Origin of the sequence: Rhizobium sp. RSm-3 (genome assembly GCF_001854685.1) — a bacterium.
Lineage (GTDB): Bacteria > Pseudomonadota > Alphaproteobacteria > Rhizobiales > Rhizobiaceae > Rhizobium > Rhizobium ecuadorense.
On sequence record NZ_MAWZ01000026.1, the window covers coordinates 13244 to 30666 of the forward strand.

At 60.2% G+C, this 17423-nt stretch carries 21 protein-coding genes and 1 pseudogene; 9 read left to right on the top strand and 13 right to left on the bottom strand.

What is annotated here, in order from left to right; translation table 11 throughout:
• Positions 1 to 8: 8 nt before the first annotated feature.
• Positions 9 to 311: a hypothetical protein gene (locus BBJ66_RS21610; protein WP_049732198.1), complete on the bottom strand. Its 303-nt coding sequence runs from the start codon at positions 309 to 311 to the stop codon at positions 9 to 11.
• Positions 312 to 514: 203 nt separating this feature from the next.
• On the opposite strand from BBJ66_RS21610, the gene BBJ66_RS21615 reads away from it, so the two are divergent.
• Entirely contained in the window at positions 515 to 1348 is an 834-nt protein-coding gene (locus BBJ66_RS21615) for a universal stress protein (protein ID WP_071089693.1), read from the top strand.
• A gap of 318 nt (positions 1349 to 1666) precedes the next feature.
• On the opposite strand, the gene BBJ66_RS21620 is transcribed toward BBJ66_RS21615, so the two are convergent.
• From BBJ66_RS21620 to nirK, 8 genes and pseudogenes are all read right to left on the bottom strand, one after another.
• Complete coding sequence (locus tag BBJ66_RS21620; protein WP_049732196.1) at positions 1667 to 2122, bottom strand: pyridoxamine 5'-phosphate oxidase family protein; 456 nt, start codon at positions 2120 to 2122, stop codon at positions 1667 to 1669.
• Between the two features lie 247 nt (positions 2123 to 2369).
• On the bottom strand, positions 2370 to 2693 hold the full coding sequence (locus BBJ66_RS21625; RefSeq protein WP_071089696.1) for a TraR/DksA family transcriptional regulator: 324 nt from the start codon (positions 2691 to 2693) through the stop codon (positions 2370 to 2372).
• A 489-nt stretch (positions 2694 to 3182) separates the two neighbouring features.
• Positions 3183 to 3908 (bottom strand): response regulator, encoded by a 726-nt coding sequence (locus tag BBJ66_RS21630; protein ID WP_071089699.1) that lies wholly within the window; start codon positions 3906 to 3908, stop codon positions 3183 to 3185.
• Between the two features lie 183 nt (positions 3909 to 4091).
• The gene (locus BBJ66_RS21635; protein WP_071089701.1) at positions 4092 to 4418 is read right to left on the bottom strand and encodes a hypothetical protein; all 327 of its coding nucleotides are present in this window, start codon (positions 4416 to 4418) and stop codon (positions 4092 to 4094) included.
• A 168-nt stretch (positions 4419 to 4586) separates the two neighbouring features.
• A pseudogene (locus BBJ66_RS21640) lies at positions 4587 to 5268 on the bottom strand (NnrU family protein).
• Positions 5269 to 5307: 39 nt separating this feature from the next.
• On the bottom strand, positions 5308 to 6003 hold the full coding sequence (locus BBJ66_RS21645) for a Crp/Fnr family transcriptional regulator (RefSeq protein ID WP_071089705.1): 696 nt from the start codon (positions 6001 to 6003) through the stop codon (positions 5308 to 5310).
• Between the two features lie 2 nt (positions 6004 to 6005).
• Positions 6006 to 6959, bottom strand: coding sequence for an SUMF1/EgtB/PvdO family nonheme iron enzyme (locus BBJ66_RS21650; RefSeq protein WP_071089708.1), 954 nt, complete (start codon positions 6957 to 6959; stop codon positions 6006 to 6008).
• Between the two features lie 79 nt (positions 6960 to 7038).
• Positions 7039 to 8196, bottom strand: coding sequence for a copper-containing nitrite reductase (gene nirK, locus BBJ66_RS21655; RefSeq protein WP_071089711.1), 1158 nt, complete (start codon positions 8194 to 8196; stop codon positions 7039 to 7041).
• A gap of 201 nt (positions 8197 to 8397) precedes the next feature.
• Here nirK and BBJ66_RS21660 point away from each other — a divergent pair, with 201 nt between their 5' ends.
• Positions 8398 to 9612, top strand: coding sequence for an NnrS family protein (locus BBJ66_RS21660; protein ID WP_083335600.1), 1215 nt, complete (start codon positions 8398 to 8400; stop codon positions 9610 to 9612).
• Between the two features lie 40 nt (positions 9613 to 9652).
• Here the strand turns inward: BBJ66_RS21660 and BBJ66_RS21665 are convergent, their stop codons facing one another.
• Genes BBJ66_RS21665 through BBJ66_RS21680 form a run of 4 tightly spaced genes read right to left on the bottom strand, consistent with a single transcriptional unit; the run spans position 9653 to position 12127 of the window.
• The gene (locus BBJ66_RS21665; RefSeq protein ID WP_116429661.1) at positions 9653 to 9952 is read right to left on the bottom strand and encodes a metal-sulfur cluster assembly factor; all 300 of its coding nucleotides are present in this window, start codon (positions 9950 to 9952) and stop codon (positions 9653 to 9655) included.
• Entirely contained in the window at positions 9939 to 10469 is a 531-nt protein-coding gene (locus BBJ66_RS21670; protein ID WP_071089721.1) for a DUF2249 domain-containing protein, read from the bottom strand. Before BBJ66_RS21670 ends, BBJ66_RS21665 begins: the two co-directional genes overlap by 14 nt.
• Positions 10470 to 10474: 5 nt before the next feature.
• A complete protein-coding gene (locus tag BBJ66_RS21675) occupies positions 10475 to 11791 on the bottom strand; it encodes a hypothetical protein (RefSeq protein ID WP_244511729.1) in 1317 nt (438 codons plus the stop codon).
• Positions 11792 to 11842: 51 nt separating this feature from the next.
• Complete coding sequence (locus BBJ66_RS21680; protein ID WP_049732185.1) at positions 11843 to 12127, bottom strand: DUF2249 domain-containing protein; 285 nt, start codon at positions 12125 to 12127, stop codon at positions 11843 to 11845.
• A gap of 212 nt (positions 12128 to 12339) precedes the next feature.
• Between BBJ66_RS21680 and hemN the strand changes: the two genes are divergently transcribed.
• From hemN to BBJ66_RS21710, 7 genes are all read left to right on the top strand, one after another.
• Positions 12340 to 13692 (top strand): oxygen-independent coproporphyrinogen III oxidase, encoded by a 1353-nt coding sequence (gene hemN / locus BBJ66_RS21685; protein WP_071089726.1) that lies wholly within the window; start codon positions 12340 to 12342, stop codon positions 13690 to 13692.
• Positions 13693 to 13785: 93 nt separating this feature from the next.
• A complete protein-coding gene (locus BBJ66_RS35035; RefSeq protein WP_167347738.1) occupies positions 13786 to 13941 on the top strand; it encodes a hypothetical protein in 156 nt (51 codons plus the stop codon).
• Positions 13942 to 13945: 4 nt separating this feature from the next.
• Complete coding sequence (locus tag BBJ66_RS21690; protein WP_049732207.1) at positions 13946 to 14440, top strand: hypothetical protein; 495 nt, start codon at positions 13946 to 13948, stop codon at positions 14438 to 14440.
• A gap of 133 nt (positions 14441 to 14573) precedes the next feature.
• Positions 14574 to 14840, top strand: coding sequence for a PepSY domain-containing protein (locus BBJ66_RS21695; RefSeq protein ID WP_049732183.1), 267 nt, complete (start codon positions 14574 to 14576; stop codon positions 14838 to 14840).
• 2 nt (positions 14841 to 14842) lie between these two features.
• Positions 14843 to 15412, top strand: a complete 570-nt coding sequence (locus BBJ66_RS21700; RefSeq protein ID WP_071089728.1) for a cytochrome b/b6 domain-containing protein — start codon at positions 14843 to 14845, stop codon at positions 15410 to 15412.
• Positions 15409 to 16086, top strand: a complete 678-nt coding sequence (locus BBJ66_RS21705) for a response regulator (RefSeq protein ID WP_071089731.1) — start codon at positions 15409 to 15411, stop codon at positions 16084 to 16086. Before BBJ66_RS21700 ends, BBJ66_RS21705 begins: the two co-directional genes overlap by 4 nt.
• Positions 16083 to 17423 (top strand): sensor histidine kinase, encoded by a 1341-nt coding sequence (locus tag BBJ66_RS21710; RefSeq protein WP_049732180.1) that lies wholly within the window; start codon positions 16083 to 16085, stop codon positions 17421 to 17423. Before BBJ66_RS21705 ends, BBJ66_RS21710 begins: the two co-directional genes overlap by 4 nt.

The window sequence follows — 17423 nt, forward strand, 5'->3', positions numbered from 1 at the left end:
GATCTTTGCTAACCCGCCTGCCTCTCGTTTTCCGCCTCTTGCAAGGCCGCCTTCAACAATTGAAGCGCGAATTCCTTCGCGGATCTTTCGTCATCCGCACATAGCTTCAAAGGGGCGCATTTTACCTTCAGGTTTCGAAGGAGCTTCTGGCGAAGTCTAGAGACAAGATGCGAGTCCCGCTTGGCGAGAAGCTCCTGCAAGCAGGTGACGGCAACCACTTCGAACATCAGAAGCCTGCCTTCGACTTCGCCTTGTGAAGGGATAGGGAACCGTTCGCCGCCTCGTCTGAAGTCTCGTTCCGTCGACAGCATCTAGCACCTCCCATCTTCGTTCTCATCGGTTCCAGCATCCCGCACCCCGCTCAAGCCTGCGCAGAATGACGGCGCGGCTCTTGCTGTCGGCTACATCCTTTAGACAGGCTATACCGCCAAAATCGACATCGCTTTGACGAAGGTCAAGGAACGGGCCGCCAGGCTGGTTATCCTTCTGACACCAATCAGAGAGGTATATCGACATGACAATCAGGACGGTATTAAGCATCCTCGGCGTCAACCAGTTCGAGGAAGATCTGAAAACCGCAATCGACTTTTGCGGCGCTCAGGGCGCGCATCTGAATGCGCTCGTAATCGCACTGGGAGCGTCTCCGATTATCGGGGACTATAATGCCATCTCGCCCGTCTGGATCGAGGAGCGGCAGCGCGAGATCGATGCGCTTTCCCACAAGACTGAAGAGATCAAGGAAATTCTCGGCCGAAGCGATATCTCCTACGAGGTTCAGGACGTCTATACCGAATTCGCTTTGGCAGACGAGGATATCGCCGAAAGGGCTCTCTATGCCGATGTGGTCCTGATCGGACGGCAGGCGGCCCGCGACGAAGAGCTTCGCAAACGCATCATCGACGGTGCTCTGTTCCGAACGCCCACTCCGATCCTCATCAACCGCGGAACGCGAGCAATGAATTCATCATCGAGATCGGTTCTTCTCGCATGGGATTCGAGCGATGAAGCTTCCCGGGCCGCTCGCCAGTCGCTTGACCTGCTCAAGCAGGCCGACACCGTCTACGTAACCATGGTGGATCCGGTGGCAAGGGCAGGCGTGAACGGGGAAGAGCCAGGCGCAGACATTGCCGCCTATCTCGCGCGTCACGGCGTCAAGGTCCAGGTGGACCGCGTCGCCAGCGGCGGACAGCCGGCAGATGAGGTCCTGCGGCAGCACGCGGTCGACGTATCCGCCGATCTCATCGTCATGGGCGCCTACAATCATCCCCGCTGGCAGCAAACGATCTTTGGCGGGGTGACCCGCAGCATGATCGAGGAAAGCAAGATGCCGATATTCATGGCCCATTGAAATTGCCGGGCCTTACGTTTCGACACGTTCGGCTGCGAGACCGCCCTATAGGGATCGGCCTTCTCCGGAGCGGCGTGTCCGGGTCCTGTCCTTGTGCATGTCGTCCAAAAGCCTGTGCAATTGGATGACATGCATCATCAATCCTCTTCTGGCGGGATCAGACGATCCACTTGGCATCTGACCTCGTGACGAAGGCATCAGGGCTCCTGCCGCTGCTGAGCCCCGGCCGCTGGAAAAATTGATCTCGAGCGTGGCGCCAAACATCGCGCGCTGCATCATGTGCAGTTTTACGCTCTCGGCATCTCCCGGCTCCAGCCTTTAGTCACTTCTGAAAACAACGCGGCCCGATAAAGCGTGGACAAAAATTCCGAAGAATACGTGCGGCGACTCGGCCAGGACCGGAAGCTCTTTCGGCTTGAGCGAACCAACTTCCCACCAATCCGAGTGCTTCTGCAACAGCTCCCATGCGTGCAGACGTTGGCTCCTCCCGACATCGGCATCGGGAAACTCCTCGAACTTTCCCTCGACAATGACGCTCGCCCAGCCGCCGCCCACCCGCTGATCCACTTGCAGGCAAACCTTATCGTTTTCTCGCATCCATTCCAGCTTGCGGCCAGGCATCGAGAAACAATAGGCCACGCCATTTTCGTATGAAAAATAGATCGGCACGACATATGGCTGGCTGTCTTTGCAGCAGGCCAGATGCCCAAAACGCGCCTCTTCCAGGGCCGAATAGCACTCGGCCTGCGTGTATTCGCGTAATCCCAATGACATGACGCGCTCCTTTCGCTCATGTTTGCGATGTCATGATAGGCCGATGCCCGTTTCACGCATTGATGAATCGCAAACGCCCCGGCAAGTGCCGTTGCCCCGCACGCCTCTTCATCGAGCGTGCCACAATCCCGTCGCTTTCGGTCGCGGACGACAAGCTTGTCAGCGAATGGGCGTGCCCCGCCATCGGGGCACACTACCCGACAGCGTCATTCACGCGATCTCTGCAGGCAGTCTGCGATGTCACTCGCTAGACCGCCAGGTGAGCACATGCCACGCAAAAGGGTGTGTAGGGGAGAGCATTCAGCCGTTTCGTCTCGATTGGGCGGAGACATCTGACACAACGACCGAACGTTTCGCGCTTAAGGCGCTCGAGAGCAGCGTCGATCGATGCGATCTGTTCACGCGCTTCCCGTCTCATTTCCGTCAGCACCTGATCGTTCTCGACCTGCGTGATACGATCCTCGCTATCTGGATCCAGCGCAGCACCGAGATCGGCGTCAATCGCCGATAGCCGGCGTTGCAAGTCCGTCTTCAAGACTTTCAGTTTGTTTTCCATCTCTTCGTTCGTCATTGACATCCTCCTGGCCGCCGTTTGCTGGCCGTTGCCCGACCGACAGCCGGTCGTCGAGTGCGCGACACGCTTGGTGCGGTCCGTCAGAGGCACGACGCCGCTGTCGCCGGCCAGATATGGGCGGCATCGGCGCTCGGCTTGAATCGGAGCGCGTCGAGATGTGCCTTCGAAGCTCAATATCGCTCACGACGAACCTCTTTCAGGTGAGACGTCATGATGGTGCCGTCTTGAGCGACTATCGTTGATTTCCGTCAAGCATCGCTGAAATCTCCTTGGGTCAAAGGGGCACCGCCTGTCGAGAGCCCTAAATAACCCTGTGGACATGACGTTAATCAGGAGACGCCGCCTTCCGGCAGTCCTCCAATGCCGTGATAAACCGGGAGTGACAGACGTAATCCCGAATAGGATCCGTTCTCTCTGAGAAACTCTGCCTGACCAGTTCCTCGTCACGGAGGAAATGGCTGGTCTGGGTATGGCGGTTTTGAAACGTCAGTCGAGCCTGGCGGTGAAGACGTAGCCGACGCCGCGCACGGCCTTGATGAATTGCGGCTTCTTCGGATCGGTTTCGATCTTGCGGCGCAGGCGGACGATCTGAGCGTCGATCGTCCGGTCGAAGGCTTCGAGATTTCGTCCCCGAGTGAGATCCATCAGCACATCGCGCGTGAGGACCCGGCCGGCATGCCGCACGAAGGTCGCCAGCATGTCGAATTCGCCGGTCGTCAACTCGACCTCCGCGCCATCGGGGTCGAGAAGCTGACGACGGCTGAGATTGAGCTTCCAATCCTCGAAGCCGACGATCTCCTCGCTCGCGGCTTCGGCATTGCGCGGCGAAGATTGCCGGCGGCGCAGGATCGACTTGAGGCGGGCATGGACTTCCCGGAGATGGAAAGGCTTGGCGATGTAGTCGTCGGCGCCGACCTCCAGGCCGACGATTCGGTCGACGACATCGTCCCGGCCGGTCAGCATCATGATCGGGACATCCGAGGTGGCCCTAATTTCACGGGCAAGATCGAGACCATCAGTGCCGCCGGGAAGGACGAGATCGAGGAGGATGGCATCGAAAGTCTGCTGGCGCAGGCGTACCCGCATCTCGGTCCCGTCGGAGGCGGCGGAGACTGAGTAGCCCTCGCCCTCGAAATAGCGCGTCAACATCTGGCGAATGCGCGGGTCGTCGTCAACGACGAGAAGATGCGCGCCATTCTGAGCTGTTGCCATCGTCCATCCGTCAAGCCGTTGCTCGTTACAGATCGTGTCCAATGGCATCGTCTTTAACACGCTCGCTGTCCCGATGTCATCAGCAGCCGGTCGGTTGTCCTCATCGGGATCGGGAGGGAATGATGCCGAAAAGCGAGCGGCGTTTCATGGTCTACTGCTTCGATTCAGATCCGGATTCCGGCCTCAAATCAGCAGAAGGCGGGGTGCTGCCGGCGCTTCGGCCGCCAAGCCGGATGTTTCCCAGGCGTGGCACCACCTGCGGACGTCGTTTGCGGTGATCAGAATCGTATCCCCGTCCATCCCCTCCGATGCGAGGCAGCTTGCCGCAATTTCACAGAACGTGTCGATGTGCTGAAGAAGGCGCACTTCGGTGGCACGAGGTGGCGAGGCTATAGACAGCAATGCGCGTCGCGAGACGACAACGGTCTTTTTGTCGGCGCCGAAACGCACCTCGATGCGCCCGGACTTATCCCTCGCGTTCAGGCTCGCTGCAATGACATCGTACGGCATTCTATTGCTCCGCTCATAGGCTGGTCGCGGTTGCTTCCAGATTTTCTTCAACGTTACGACGCCAGCGCAAAGACACTTTGACCTGGATCAATGCGATGCCGGTATATCCGCGTGGCCACGGCGGCGCGTGCCGGTCATTGTCTCGCGACGGGGCGGCAGCGCGTTGGGTCAGGCAAAGATGGCGACGGGATCGGCACCGAACATCGCGCTGTGACCTCCTGCGAATAGGAGCCACGCTGTCAGGCTTGCAGTCACGAGGACCGCGAGCAACATCGGCATGTCGATCATCGGCTGCTCTCCTTTGAAACAGGCGGCAAGCGGCCAGATCGAAGTATATTCCGCCAGATCAGTCCACGTGCTGCCAAGGCGCCGTTTCGCTCTTTTTTCGATCATCGGAATCGCGGCCAATGCAAACCCGGCAAACCCTCCGAAACAGCAATAGGGAGCGCAGATCGCCGTTTGCGGCGATATGGCCGCCTGCCCAGACGGCAAATCCCCAAAGGACGGGATGTCTGGTGATTTTGGTGATGGAGCCGAGTGTGGGCGATGGGTTCAGCGTGATAGAAAGAGGGTTGGCGCTCAAAAGTCCCGCGATGACGAGGAAGATGCCCAGGGGTGCGAGTACAAAAGTGACCGCGGCATGCCATGGCTGCAACTCCCACAGGGGCATGTAATCCATTGCGAGCGCCGAGGAGAAAACCCAGATCAGCGCCCGAATGGAAACTGTAGAATAGCCGACGAAATAGATCGGCCGACCGACGCGGTGAATGATCCCGGAGCGAATGACCGGTACGGCCGGGACGGAGTGAAGCGCTACGAAAAGCGCAAAGGCGGCAAGGAACTCTATCAAGCTCATTCTCCCGGTTTTGCAGGCAATTCCCGATCGGTATCAATCCCGTATGCCATCGGCGAGATTGAGGAGCTTTTGCGGATCGGTCACCGTCAGCTTCTGGCGGCCGCCCTCCACCATTCCCTTCGCCTCCCATGCACTGAGAATTCTCGAGACCGTGTGCAGCGTCGTTCCGGTCATTTCGGCGATATCCTGGCGCGATATCGGGAAATCGATGCGGATGCCCGTTTCAACCGGCCGGCCAGCCTGTTTGGAAAGCCTGAGGACGGCGTGGGCCACCCGCTTTTCCACTTCCTCTGTCGACATTTCCCGGATGCGCGTGTGCGCTTCCTCCAATCTTTGGCCTATCGTCTGCATCGCGGTCACGGCAAGGCGCGGGTTCTGTTCGACGAACCGCGGCCACATGTCCGTCGGCCAGGCAATGACGAGGCTCTCGGCCGCCGCAACGGCTGTTCCCGGGTAATCCTCCCGGCGGAGCGCCATTGCAAAGCCGAACAGGTCGCCGGGATGAACCATCCGAACGATGATCTGCTGTCCGTCCTGCGTCACTTGCGTCACCTTGAGACGGCCGTGCAGGAGAAGGAAGAACGACTTTGCCCGAGCGCCTTGCTCGAAAACCGCGTCTCCCGGGACGATACGGCGCGGCGACGCGTGCTGCAGCATCGAATCGAGATCCGCATCGGTCATGCGCTCGAAGAGCGGCAATGATTTCAAAATCGTCCGGTCAATTTTCATCGTCATCCTGCTCTGCCCTGGGCATTCGTCGCCGGTGCGAACATTTCCGCCATTGCTCTTTGCGCAAAGTCTTTCACGCTTTCCAGAAAACCCGGCCTGCGAATGAGGCGGAAACCGAGATTGTCGGGCGGACTTCCGACCGAGCATCCGCCGCCCTTGGGATTTCGCACGAAACTGCTCATCGGGGCGCGGTGTTTGCCTGCTGCTATCATGATGCCGCAATTCCTGGGGTCCGGCTCCGCCGCAGGATCGTTTCTATCGAGATCGATCCGTTTGTTGCAGGTCGAAGTCCACTCCCAGACGTTGCCGGCGAAATCGACCAGTCCGGTTTGGCTGATTCCGAACGTGCCCTGCGGCTGCGGCCGTGGGTCGATCGCTGCAGCCCTGCGGGCTTCGCGTTCGTAGTCCGCAAGCCAGCGGTTTGCCGGGTTCTTGTCGTTGGGATCGATTCCGAGAGCATCGTCGGGAAAACGATCGGCCGCGGCATAGGCCAGCTCGAAATCGCTCGGCAGCCGCCATTCGGCGCCGGTGCGTTCCGACAGCCAGGCCGCGTAGCGGACCGCATCGTCATAGCTCACGCCGGTCGCGGGAAGTTTCTCCTGCGACAGCGTGTCATATCGCTGTTCGGCCGGCTCGCAACGGGCATCGGCCACGCAGCGGTTATAGTCGCGAAGCGTGGTCTGATATTTCATGATTTCGAGCGTCGTGGTCACTTCCCTATCCAGCTTGGGCGCATCGACGGCCAGGCCGTTGCGGAAATATTCGGTGGCGTCGCGGTAGGCGAAGCCATGCGGCGCGATCACGACGGTCTGCGGGGCGGCAACGGCCCCGTCGGGGCTTGCCGTCACGAGCAATCCCGATTGCACTGCGACAGCCACAGAAAGTGCCACGAGCAGCGCAAGAGGAATTGCGATCGATATGCCTGAAACTGGTTCGATGGCTGCAATGCGGGCCATGGTTTTACGCAGATAGCGCCCCCAAAATGAGATTGGTGCGCGGGCCACCCCTGACCCGCGCACCGCCCCCTCCGCCAGGTCAGCTTGCCGACGGTGCCCGGACCGAGGTCATGAGATCGTCGTCCCATTCGCCGGTCACCTTAAAGTGGGCCGCTGCCCCCAGCTCGAAGGCCTCGATAAGGTTATGGTTCACGTAGGCATAAATGCCTGGCTGAGCGAAGGTATAGAGGGCGGCACCTGCCGTGCCGCCGGGGATGAACCAGGTTTCCTGGTCCGTGTCGGGCGGGTTGAGGAATTTGCCGGTTGCCCAGACATATTCGCCATGTCCGCCGATCAGATGCGGCCGGGTATCCCGGTTGGCCTGCGAATGAACGATCAGGACGGTTTCTCCGACCTTGGCCGTCATCGCATTGTCACCGGTCAGGGCTCCGACCGCGCCGTTGAAGACGATGTGGGTAGGCGTCAGCGTTTTCATCACGGCTACCGTATCTTCATAGGCCTCTCCGGGGCTGTCGTAGGTCTTGAACTTGCCGGTTTCGTCGCGCGGCACGTAGAAGTCCTGTTCGCCGACGTAGTAGACCTTGTCGTAGACGAGCGGCTTGCCCTTGCCGTCCTTGAGACCTTCGCGCGGCAGCACCATGATCGCGCCGTTCATGCCCGATGTGACGTGCCACGGAACCATGCCGGGAGGGGCGCAGTGATAGACGAAGACGCCGGCCTTGGTCGCCTTGAAGCGAAGAACGGTGCTCTCGCCGGGATTGACGACCGTCAGCGCCCCGCCGCCCAGCCCGCCGGTGGCGGCATGGAAGTCGATGTTGTGCTGCATCGCATTGGTGTCGGGATTTACCAGCGTGAGCTCGACATAGTCGTCCTGATGGACCACCATCAAGGGACCGGGAACCGATCCATCGAAGGTCATGGCGTTGATCTCGGTGCCCTCCTTGTCCAGGATCATCTTCTTTTCCTGGATGGTAAGCGTGAACTCCTTGATCTTCGGCCCGTCCGCGGTCTTCTGCTCGTGAGCATGAACGAAAGGCGGCTTGACGAGCTCGACCTTCTCGCGGGGAAGCTTCGATATGTCGACCTTGCTCGGCTTGACGGTCTTCAGCGCTTCCGCTGCGGCGACCTCTTCATCGGCATGGGCCACCGTGCTGGATACGATGATTGGCGTCAGCGCTCCGGCAACAGCAGCACCCGTCAGCATCGTGCGCCGGGTCATTTGCAGAGTATTCGTCATTGCTAATCTCCTGTAGTCGAAGACCGGGCGGACGCCGCCCTGTCGAGGGGGAGAGTAGAACAAAGCCGAAGGAAATCTTTGACGTGGCGCAAACTGGTTGTTTGTGCCGGCGCAAAGTTCAAAAGATCTTCTTTGCGTAATCTCAACGACTGCCGTCTTCCATCCGGGCATTTCTGCATGATCAAAATGGAGATCTTGATCATGCAGACTATAAAGGACGTGGAGACCAGGGCGCCGCGGGGAATGAGCCGCTCCGGAATGGTCTTGTTCTCCTACGGCTTTCGGCTTTTCTTTCTGGCGGCAGCATTATGGGCGATCGTCAGTATCGGCCTCTGGGTGGCGTTCCTGAACGACGGCGTCGCCGTGGCGAGCGATTACGGTACGCTCTACTGGCATGCTCACGAGATGCTCTTCGGTTTCGCCCCGGCTGTCCTGGCAGGCTTCCTCCTGACCGCAATCCCGAACTGGACCGACCGCTTTCCCATTTCTGGGCACCCGCTGGCCGCACTCTTTGCGGTGTGGTGCATCGGCCGGATCGTCATGCTGTTCAGTGGCAGTATCGGTTTGATGGCCGCCGTCGCGATCGACAGCCTCTTTCTCCCGCTCATGCTGGCCTTATCGGCGCGAGAGGTAATTGCGGGAAGGAAATGGAAGGACCTGAAGATCATCGCGGGGCTGGCGGTTCTGTCGGCGGCCAATGTCTTCTTTCATCTCGAGGTGATCGGAGACGCCAATCCGGCGCTTGCCATCCGTCTCGGCCTCGGCGCCTATGTCCTGCTCGTCACGGTCGTCGGAGGGCGCATCCTGCCGAGCTTTACCAGAAACTGGATCAATCAGCGCGGCCGCACGGATTTTCCCGTCGCCTACAACCGCTTCGACGCGGCGACGATCGTCGTTGGCGCCATTTCTCTCGCTGCCTGGGCGATTGCGCCTGAATCCGTCGCGACCGGCTTTTCCGCCGCCGTTGCTGCAATCATGAACGGAACACGGCTCTTCCGCTGGCGGGGATGGACGACCTGGCCGGAGCCCATCCTCTTCGTGCTTCACATCGCTTATGGTTTCGTACCTCTCGGATTTGCTGCTGTCGTCTTCGGGCCGATGGGGCTGCCCCAGGTCGCCGTTCTTCATCTCTTTGCGATCGGCGCCATGTCCACGATGATGCTGGCGGTCATGACGCGAGCAAGCCGAGGTCATACGGGGCGGAAATTGAAGTCGAGCCAGGTGACGAATGCATCCTACATCCTGCTTGCCGCCGCTGCGCTGCTTCGGCCGATAGCGGAGCTGATGCCTGCTTTCACGACCCAGATACTGATGGCGTCCGCGGCCGGCTGGACGGTTGCCTTCGGGCTGTTCGCGCTCGAACATGCGCCGTTCCTGTGCCGGGACCGCAAACCTCTGGCCGCGCGCAAGCCATGAGGGAGAGCGCCGCCCCGTTTTCCGGTGGCGGCGCTCCTATTCACACGCTCGGCAATCGTCCGATCATTTCCGGCGACCAGGCCGGCTCATAGACCATGTCGACGACGGCGGCCGAAACGCCTTCGATCTCTTCCGCCCTGGCCTTCACCGCCTCGGCGATGAAGGCGGAGGCTGGACAGAAGCGGGTCGTCGTCGTCATTTCTATTCTGAGCGCGCCATCATCCGAAATCTCGATGCCGTATATAAGCCCGAGCGTCACGATATCCGTCCCGAGTTCTGGGTCTTCGATCCCGCGCAATGCCGCCAGGATCGTTGGTTTGGAGACCTTAAGCGCGGACATCGGAAACATTCGCCGGCGTTGTCCTGACCATGATCCTGTAGATCTTGCCGCTGGCATCGAAATCTCCGATCCACTCATGGCCTCGCGCCTTGAGCTCGTTGAACAGGAAGACGGGCTCACGGTTCAGGAGTGCGAACAACACCTCACCGCTCTCCATCGATTCCAGGCGTGAAAGGATGCGTTCCATCGGTTCAGGCGGGGCGAGGTCGGTCAGATCGAGGTTCCACGTCGGTTCCGGCCAGATCGCCTCCGCGGTTGCAGCTGCCGGCATGGGACCGCTGCCCGGTTTCTCCTGCGGAACGAAATCGATCTCCCAGTCGTCGTCGGCCAGACGTTTGGTGAGATGCGAATAGCCGTGCCGCTCCAGCTGGCGGATCAAGGGGATGGGTTCGAATATGGCGTGAAGCCGCACGCCCTCGCCAGGGTCGAGGTTTGCGAAAGTATCCATAATGAGCTGGAACGGCATCCCGCCGTCGCGCAGGATCTGTCTGACGTCGAGTTCACGAAGCTGAACCATGGGCGTTACCTCTGTGGTTTGGCGGCGGTAAAGAGCGCCGGCGGTTGAAAGGGTGCGCTCTTGGCGGCCGGATCGACATTCGCCAGAGTGCGGGCAAGCGCGAGCTCGATCGCGAGAGCTGCGGTGGAAAAAGTCTGGGCTATCGCGGCAAGATGAAAAGCTGCATCCGATCCGAGCGCGATCGCGGCGGCCGCCGCAATGACGGCGAGGTAAAAGATGCAGAGCCAGGCCGTCGCCCGGCGTCCGTTTATCAGCTCGGCCAGGCGCGGCGTCGGCCGGCGTCCGAGCAGCGGTCCGAAGGCTTCGATCCAGGTGAGGAAAGGAACAATCTTCAGGAGCTGCGACAGACCGAACCCGGTCAACCAGCCGAAGACGAACAGGTAGCCTATGGCGGTGAAAACCTCGGGCGCGGCATCCGATGCCAGGGCGATGGCCAACATCGGCACCGAAAGTCCCAGCAGAACGAATGCCGGCAAGGATCCAGCCATGTTGAGCTCGAGGCTCTTCCGGCGCCGCGCGCGGTAGGTGGAAAACAGGTCGGCAAGGTAGGCCGCGACCGGCAGCTGGAAGAGCAGCGATCCGAACAGGAAGAGGCGGCGCCCCAGGACGGGTGCAAATATCGTCGAGACCATCGCCACGGCAAGTGTGCCCGTCGCAAGCAATCCCGTGGCGCGAATGAATGGCGACCTCTTCATGTCGTCGGAAAGCAAAAACATCGGCAGCAGCTTATAGCTGGCGCCGATCGCGGCGAAGCTCATCCAGCCGGCGAGGCCGAAGCTCGCATGGAACGGCACGGCATTCGTGACGAAGGCGATAATGCCTGTGGCCTCCGTCAGCCCGGAAACCGTGACGGCGAACAGTGCTCCCAATGCCAAGGTCACGGCAAGGCATGCCATGCCGATCATGACGAGCGGTGAGGCGGCGTGAGCCGCCCTGCCGCGCCACAGACCGGAAAGCAGCACGAATCCGATCGACAACAGCGATGCCGGCAGCACCGATGATGCTGCGACCATGACCGGGCCTGCCGCCTCGGACCCGGTATCGATCAGATGGAAGCCGAAGAGGAGAAGTCCGAGCCCGGCGACGGAACCCGCAAGGCAGGGCAGGTCGAGCCGCCCGGTCGGCAGGCTGAGGCCTGTCAGAACCGGGGTAAACTGCAGAAGCGCCCCGATCATGAGGAGGCCGAGCCAACCGATCGTGATGCAATGGACGATAATCAGCGCATGGGGTTCGGCGACATTCGACGACGGCGCCCAGGCTCCGGCCGCAAGCAGGCCTTCGGCCAGAAGCAGGAAGAAGAGCGCCGCGCCGAAATATGACATCGTCCAACGCGACAGTGTTGCTCCCACCGGCATCATCGCGCTGCCCCGAACTCAGTGGCTGCCGCAGCAGCAGTCGCAACCGGAATCCTGGCGGGTGATCTGTACGCGCCAGACGTCAGGCCCCTGTTCCAGATATTCCCAGAGGAATTTTCCCGGAAATGCGGTTTCAAGCTGGTAATGCAGGGGCCGGGGCTCATGATCGCTGGTGATCAGCATGGCGTCGCCGGGGGTCAGTGCGCTGAGCGTGCCAAAAATCCGGGGATGCCGCTCGATAGGATGTATCGTCCTGACATCGATGTGGGGAGCTTCGGCGTGGATGGTTTGCGCATCGGTCATCTGGCTGTTTCCTTTTGCCGCGTCTTGCAGACTGGCGGGATCGCGTCTCGTCCCGCGCCAGAACGAGACGGTAAAGGGCTTTGCGGAAAGCCACTTTGACGGCGGACAAATATCCGGATGATTCCCGGTCAAGCATCCTCATTGATTTGGGACAAGGAAGACTGCGCGGCCGAAGGTCATAAAGCATCCTGATTTTGATAGAGGATGCGACAATGTCCGACAATTTGGTCGCCAAATATGGCGATGCGCGACTCCCGCGTTACACGAGCTACCCGACGGCCCCGGCCTTTTCAGCCGCCGTGGGGCCGGATGAATATGTCAAAGGCCTCGCGAATATCGGAAAAGCCGGCCCGGTTTCCGTCTATCTTCACGTGCCCTTCTGTCGTTCGATGTGCTGGTATTGCGGCTGCCACACGACCATCACCCGGCAGGACGCCCCCGTTGTCGAATATCTCGACGTGATGAGCCAGGAGATCGAGCTCGTCTCCTTTGCAGCCGGAAACGACGTGCCCGTCAAGAACGTTCATTTCGGCGGCGGCACGCCGACGATCATGAAGCCGCAGGAATTTACGGCACTGATGGCGAAGCTCAGGAGCGCCTTCGCCTTCGAGGCGGATGCCAGCGTTGCGGTCGAAATCGATCCGCGCACCTTGGCCGCGTCCATGATCGAAGTGCTGGGCGAAAACGGCGTCGACCGCGCGAGCCTCGGCGTCCAGAGCTTCGACCCGATCGTGCAGGCCGCCATCAATCGGATGCAATCCTTCGAACAGACGGAGGCTGCGGTCGCCGGGCTGCGGTCTGCAGGGGTTACCAGCATCAATTTCGACCTGATATACGGCCTCCCCAAGCAGACCGTGCAATCCTGCGTCGAAACTGTCCGGCTCGCCGCGCAGTTGCGTCCGGAACGTTTCGCCGTTTTCGGCTATGCCCATATACCTGCCTTCAAGAAGCATCAGCGCCTCATCGACGAAGCATCGCTTCCGGATGCCAGGCAGCGCAACGAACAGGCCGAAGCCATCGCCCAGGAGCTTGAAAAAGCCGGATATGAGCGCATCGGGCTCGATCACTTCGCGCTGCCGGAGGATCAGTTGGCGGTCGCCGCGCGCGAGGGGGAAATGAGGCGGAATTTCCAGGGCTACACCACCGACGATTGCGATAGCCTCATCGGCCTCGGCGCTTCGGCGATCGGGCGATTGCCGACCGGGTATATGCAGAACCACGTGCCGCTGGGTCTCTATGCGGAGCGTGTCGCGTCCGGCGTGCTGCCGACGGCCAAGGGATATCTTCTGACCGAAGAGGACAAGCTTCGGGGCAGAATCATCGAGCGACTGATGTGCGATTTCGAAGTCGATTTGGGAAGCCTGAGCAGAGAGTTGGGTTTCGACACCGGCTTCCTCGTCGAGCGTAACGAACGTCTCGGCGAACTCGTGGCCGATGGCGTCGTGACGATCCGCGACAACAGGATCGTCGTCTCCCAGGACGCACGCTTCATGGTCCGTGCCGTTGCGGCGGCATTCGACGCCTATTTCGGCTCGCTCGGACGCACGCACAGCAAGGCCGCCTGATCGGCAGAGCTGGCGGTATCGCGCCATCTCTTTGATCGATCGCAAAGAGCGTGCCGGTCATCCAGCCTAGGGTTCTGCCGAGAGGAGATCCTGATGACCGACGCGCAGATGGGGCTATCGATAGCCACTCCCGTGATCACAGTGTTCGCAATCGCCCTTTATCAGATGGGCGTTCTGCAGCGAACGGGCGCCGTCGCCGCGATTCTCGCGACAATAGCGATCGCCGTCGGTCAATTCTTGCAGAGGTAATATGATGAAAAACCCGATCCCGACCGATTTCGCAGAACTCGAAAGCTGCTACGGCCAGCTCATGGCATGGTGCGACGTGCTCCAGGCAATCGCCGACTTCCTGCCTTGCCATATCGACGAAAGCCTCTGCGGCCGTATCTCAAGCGGACTGATCCCGCTCCTGCTGACGACGCATGAACTCGAAGAGCGCCTTATTTCGTCGGGACTGGGCTTGATCATGGAAGCGAGTGACAAGGCCGATGCGGCCGAACGCCGGCGGGCAGGACGTATGTTTGATCGCGGCGCCGCTCAAGACGTCGCCGTTACGCTGGAAACCCTAGGCGAGGGGCGCTGCCGGCTCTCCTGGGAGGCCGTGGGATACCAGCTGCGTTCGTTTTTCTGCTCGATGCGTGGGCATATCAGATCGGAACGCGAGATCATCAGATTGATGCAGCGGGCGGTGGAGGCTGAACGGGCGCGGGACTTGACGGATGCGATCGAGCAAACCGAAGCGGCTTGAACAATGCCGTCGTCTGCAGGCTCTGGTCTCTGCCTGCCGCACATGAATGATCTCGCCGACAGCAAACAGACAGCTTCCGGTCTCTATCCAGTCGCTTGCCGCCTTATGGAAGGCACAAGCAAAGGATCGAACCATGAAAATGAAACTGACCGTCGCCCTTGTCATCCTGGCCACAACTCCAGCCTTGGCACTCGCCAGCCCAAGCTGCACCAAGGAGCCGAAGTCCAAATGGATGCCGGAGAAAGCCATGAAGGAAAAGATCGATGCGCTGGGCTACAAGGTGAAAACCTTCGAGATCACCGGAAGCTGCTATGAAATCTACGGCAAGGACAAGGACGGCAATCGCGCCGAGGTCTATTTCAATCCGGTATCGGGCGAAATCGTCCAGAAAGGCGACTGATCATGACGCCCGTTCAGTTGCAGGAGCAGGAGGGCCTTCGGCCCTCCGAGACCGTAAACGATACCGTCAAGGTCTGGGACCCGATGGTCAGGCTGTTTCACTGGACTGTCGTTGCCGCCTGCATCCTCAACCTTTTTGTTTTGGGGGAAGGAAAATATTGGCATCGTTTGACCGGATATGTCGTCGCCGCTGCCATCGCCATGCGGATCATCTGGGGCTTCGTCGGAACCAGACATGCGCGGTTCGGTGATTTCTTCCCAACGCCCGGCAAAGTCAGGGAGCAGATCCTCGGCATGATCAACGGCAGGGAGCAGCGCTACATCGGCCACAATCCCGTGGCATCGATCATGATGCTGAGCCTTATGACGCTTCTTGCGATGACCGCGGCAACCGGCTGGATGACGACACTCGATGCCTTCTGGGGCGACAAGTGGCTTGAGGAGGTGCACGGTGCTCTCGCCAACAGCATTATGATCCTGGCCTTCATCCATGCTGGGGCGGCATTGGTTGAGAGCTGGAGACATAGGGAGAATCTTGTCTGGTCCATGGTGACGGGTCGAAAGAGAGCATGAGGATACTTCTCATTGAGGACAGTGCCCGGCTTCGCGAACTTCTTTGCGAAGCCATCCGCGAGGCCGGTTGGCGCATCGACGCCTTTGCGACGGCGAATGAAGGCCGCCTTGCGCTTGAGGGCGCTGGCTATGATCTCCTTCTTCTCGATCTCGGCCTGCCCGACGAGGACGGTCTCTCCGTGCTGAAGTCCCTGCGCGCCGCCAAGCAGCAGATCCCGGTGCTTGTGCTGACGGCGCGGGGAGCCGTCGACGAGCGCATCGCCGGGCTGGATGCCGGGGCGGACGACTATCTGATCAAACCCTTCAACAATGGCGAACTTATCGCGCGAATTCGCGCCCTGATGCGGCGCTCGCCGGTGACAACAATGCCGACATTGGAATTTGCTGACGTCAGGTTCGAAATGGCGTCCCGCCAGGTTACCTGCAACGGCACCGAGATGGCGCTCGCCCCCTCGGAAAAGTCGCTGCTCGAACTGCTGATGCGCAATGGCGGGAAGGTGGTTTCCAAGCGCAAGATGGAACACGCTTTCTCCGAGTTCGGCGACGAGCGCAGCAGCAATGCCGTCGAGCTGGCGGTCTCCCGACTTCGCCGGAAATTGGAGGGACATCCCGCCGATGCCGTCATCGAAACCGTGAGAGGTGTCGGTTACATGCTGCGCGAGGAACGTGATTGATTCGGTCGAATCCCACGCTGACGGCCATTCTGACGCGAAGGATCGCGTTTTTCGCCATGGTCGCGATGTTGGTCCAACTGGGCGTCATCTTTTCCGACTACTATTGGAATGTAGGCGAGCTTTCCCGCCTGTATGTCGAGCAGGAGACCGAGCGGCTTGCCTCGGGCGTGGGGGATAGGGACGGCGCAGTTACCTACCAGCTGCCCGAAACCATCAGCCGGCGCTACGCACATTCGCAAACAGGTTATGTCGCCCGCATTCGGAACGACCGGGGCGATCTGATTTTCGAATCCTGCGACGATGCCTGCGAAAGCCGATTTCTGCCCGCGGAGGTCAACCCGCCGGATTTCTGGCTTCGGACCGTCAAGCCTGGAAAACCTCTCACGCTGGTCGGAGGGCGAGCCTTCAAGATCGGCGAGCACCGGATTCTCGTTGATGTCGCCACGGTGGGCGATCCTGAGAATCTCGCCTCCGGCGTCTTCTGGAACGAGATTCTCGAGCATATGATCGTGCCGATGAGCATCCTGCTCGGGCTTGTTCTCGGGGCGACTTTGTGGTCGGTGCGCCGCGCTCTGACGCCCGTGAAGGCCGCGGCCGATGCTGCCGAACTCATCGATCCGATGGATTCCAGATCTCATCTGCCGTTCGAGGGAATGCCGCGAGAAATCGCTCACCTCGCTGTGGCCGTAAATCGGGCGTTTCAGCGTGTCGGTGACCTCATGAATTCACAGAGGATATTGACATCCGGCATTGCACATGAGGTCCGCACACCGCTTGCGGCCATCAAACTCGAGCTCGGCCGTATCGACCATCCGAGGGCGCGGAGAGCCGAAGGAGATCTCGACGACCTCATGCATTTCGTCGCTCAGCTGACTGCGCTGGCGCGGCTGGACACGTTCGATCACAGCGCGTTCGAAGAGGTCGATCTCGTCGCCCTCACGACAGGTGTTGCAGAGCAGCTTGCGCCTTGGGTTTACGAAAACAAACATTCGCTCGAGGTGTTCGCCGATGCCGAGACGGCAAGTGTCAGCGCCGCGCCGGCCCTCCTCAAAGATGCCCTTCGCAACCTGATCGAGAACGCGGTTCGCCATACGCCGGATTCGACGCAGATCATCGTCAGGGTGGGAGAATACGGCATTCACGTCGAGGATAAGCGGGACGTTCGACAAGAGGATCCCCCTCACCAAACCCGGAATACGGACAGTCTTGGAATAGGGCTGAAGATCGTGGAGCGTATCGCGGAACTACACAATGGATCGTTGCGGCGCTCCACTTCGTCTTATGGTCACGTCTTCGACCTCCTGCTACCGGGCGGGCAAGCCAAGACAGGGCTGTGA

Bases quoted from the DNA above. Each gene is read 5' to 3' on its own strand.
- BBJ66_RS21610 (WP_049732198.1), bottom strand. From the start codon at position 311: ATGCTGTCGACGGAACGAGACTTCAGACGAGGCGGCGAACGGTTCCCT.
- BBJ66_RS21615 (WP_071089693.1), top strand. From the start codon at position 515: ATGACAATCAGGACGGTATTAAGCATCCTCGGCGTCAACCAGTTCGAG.
- BBJ66_RS21620 (WP_049732196.1), bottom strand. From the start codon at position 2,122: ATGTCATTGGGATTACGCGAATACACGCAGGCCGAGTGCTATTCGGCC.
- BBJ66_RS21625 (WP_071089696.1), bottom strand. From the start codon at position 2,693: ATGACGAACGAAGAGATGGAAAACAAACTGAAAGTCTTGAAGACGGAC.
- BBJ66_RS21630 (WP_071089699.1), bottom strand. From the start codon at position 3,908: ATGGCAACAGCTCAGAATGGCGCGCATCTTCTCGTCGTTGACGACGAC.
- BBJ66_RS21635 (WP_071089701.1), bottom strand. From the start codon at position 4,418: ATGCCGTACGATGTCATTGCAGCGAGCCTGAACGCGAGGGATAAGTCC.
- BBJ66_RS21645 (WP_071089705.1), bottom strand. From the start codon at position 6,003: ATGAAAATTGACCGGACGATTTTGAAATCATTGCCGCTCTTCGAGCGC.
- BBJ66_RS21650 (WP_071089708.1), bottom strand. From the start codon at position 6,959: ATGGCCCGCATTGCAGCCATCGAACCAGTTTCAGGCATATCGATCGCA.
- nirK (WP_071089711.1), bottom strand. From the start codon at position 8,196: ATGACGAATACTCTGCAAATGACCCGGCGCACGATGCTGACGGGTGCT.
- BBJ66_RS21660 (WP_083335600.1), top strand. From the start codon at position 8,398: ATGCAGACTATAAAGGACGTGGAGACCAGGGCGCCGCGGGGAATGAGC.
- BBJ66_RS21665 (WP_116429661.1), bottom strand. From the start codon at position 9,952: ATGTCCGCGCTTAAGGTCTCCAAACCAACGATCCTGGCGGCATTGCGC.
- BBJ66_RS21670 (WP_071089721.1), bottom strand. From the start codon at position 10,469: ATGGTTCAGCTTCGTGAACTCGACGTCAGACAGATCCTGCGCGACGGC.
- BBJ66_RS21675 (WP_244511729.1), bottom strand. From the start codon at position 11,791: ATGTCATATTTCGGCGCGGCGCTCTTCTTCCTGCTTCTGGCCGAAGGC.
- BBJ66_RS21680 (WP_049732185.1), bottom strand. From the start codon at position 12,127: ATGACCGATGCGCAAACCATCCACGCCGAAGCTCCCCACATCGATGTC.
- hemN (WP_071089726.1), top strand. From the start codon at position 12,340: ATGTCCGACAATTTGGTCGCCAAATATGGCGATGCGCGACTCCCGCGT.
- BBJ66_RS35035 (WP_167347738.1), top strand. From the start codon at position 13,786: ATGACCGACGCGCAGATGGGGCTATCGATAGCCACTCCCGTGATCACA.
- BBJ66_RS21690 (WP_049732207.1), top strand. From the start codon at position 13,946: ATGAAAAACCCGATCCCGACCGATTTCGCAGAACTCGAAAGCTGCTAC.
- BBJ66_RS21695 (WP_049732183.1), top strand. From the start codon at position 14,574: ATGAAAATGAAACTGACCGTCGCCCTTGTCATCCTGGCCACAACTCCA.
- BBJ66_RS21700 (WP_071089728.1), top strand. From the start codon at position 14,843: ATGACGCCCGTTCAGTTGCAGGAGCAGGAGGGCCTTCGGCCCTCCGAG.
- BBJ66_RS21705 (WP_071089731.1), top strand. From the start codon at position 15,409: ATGAGGATACTTCTCATTGAGGACAGTGCCCGGCTTCGCGAACTTCTT.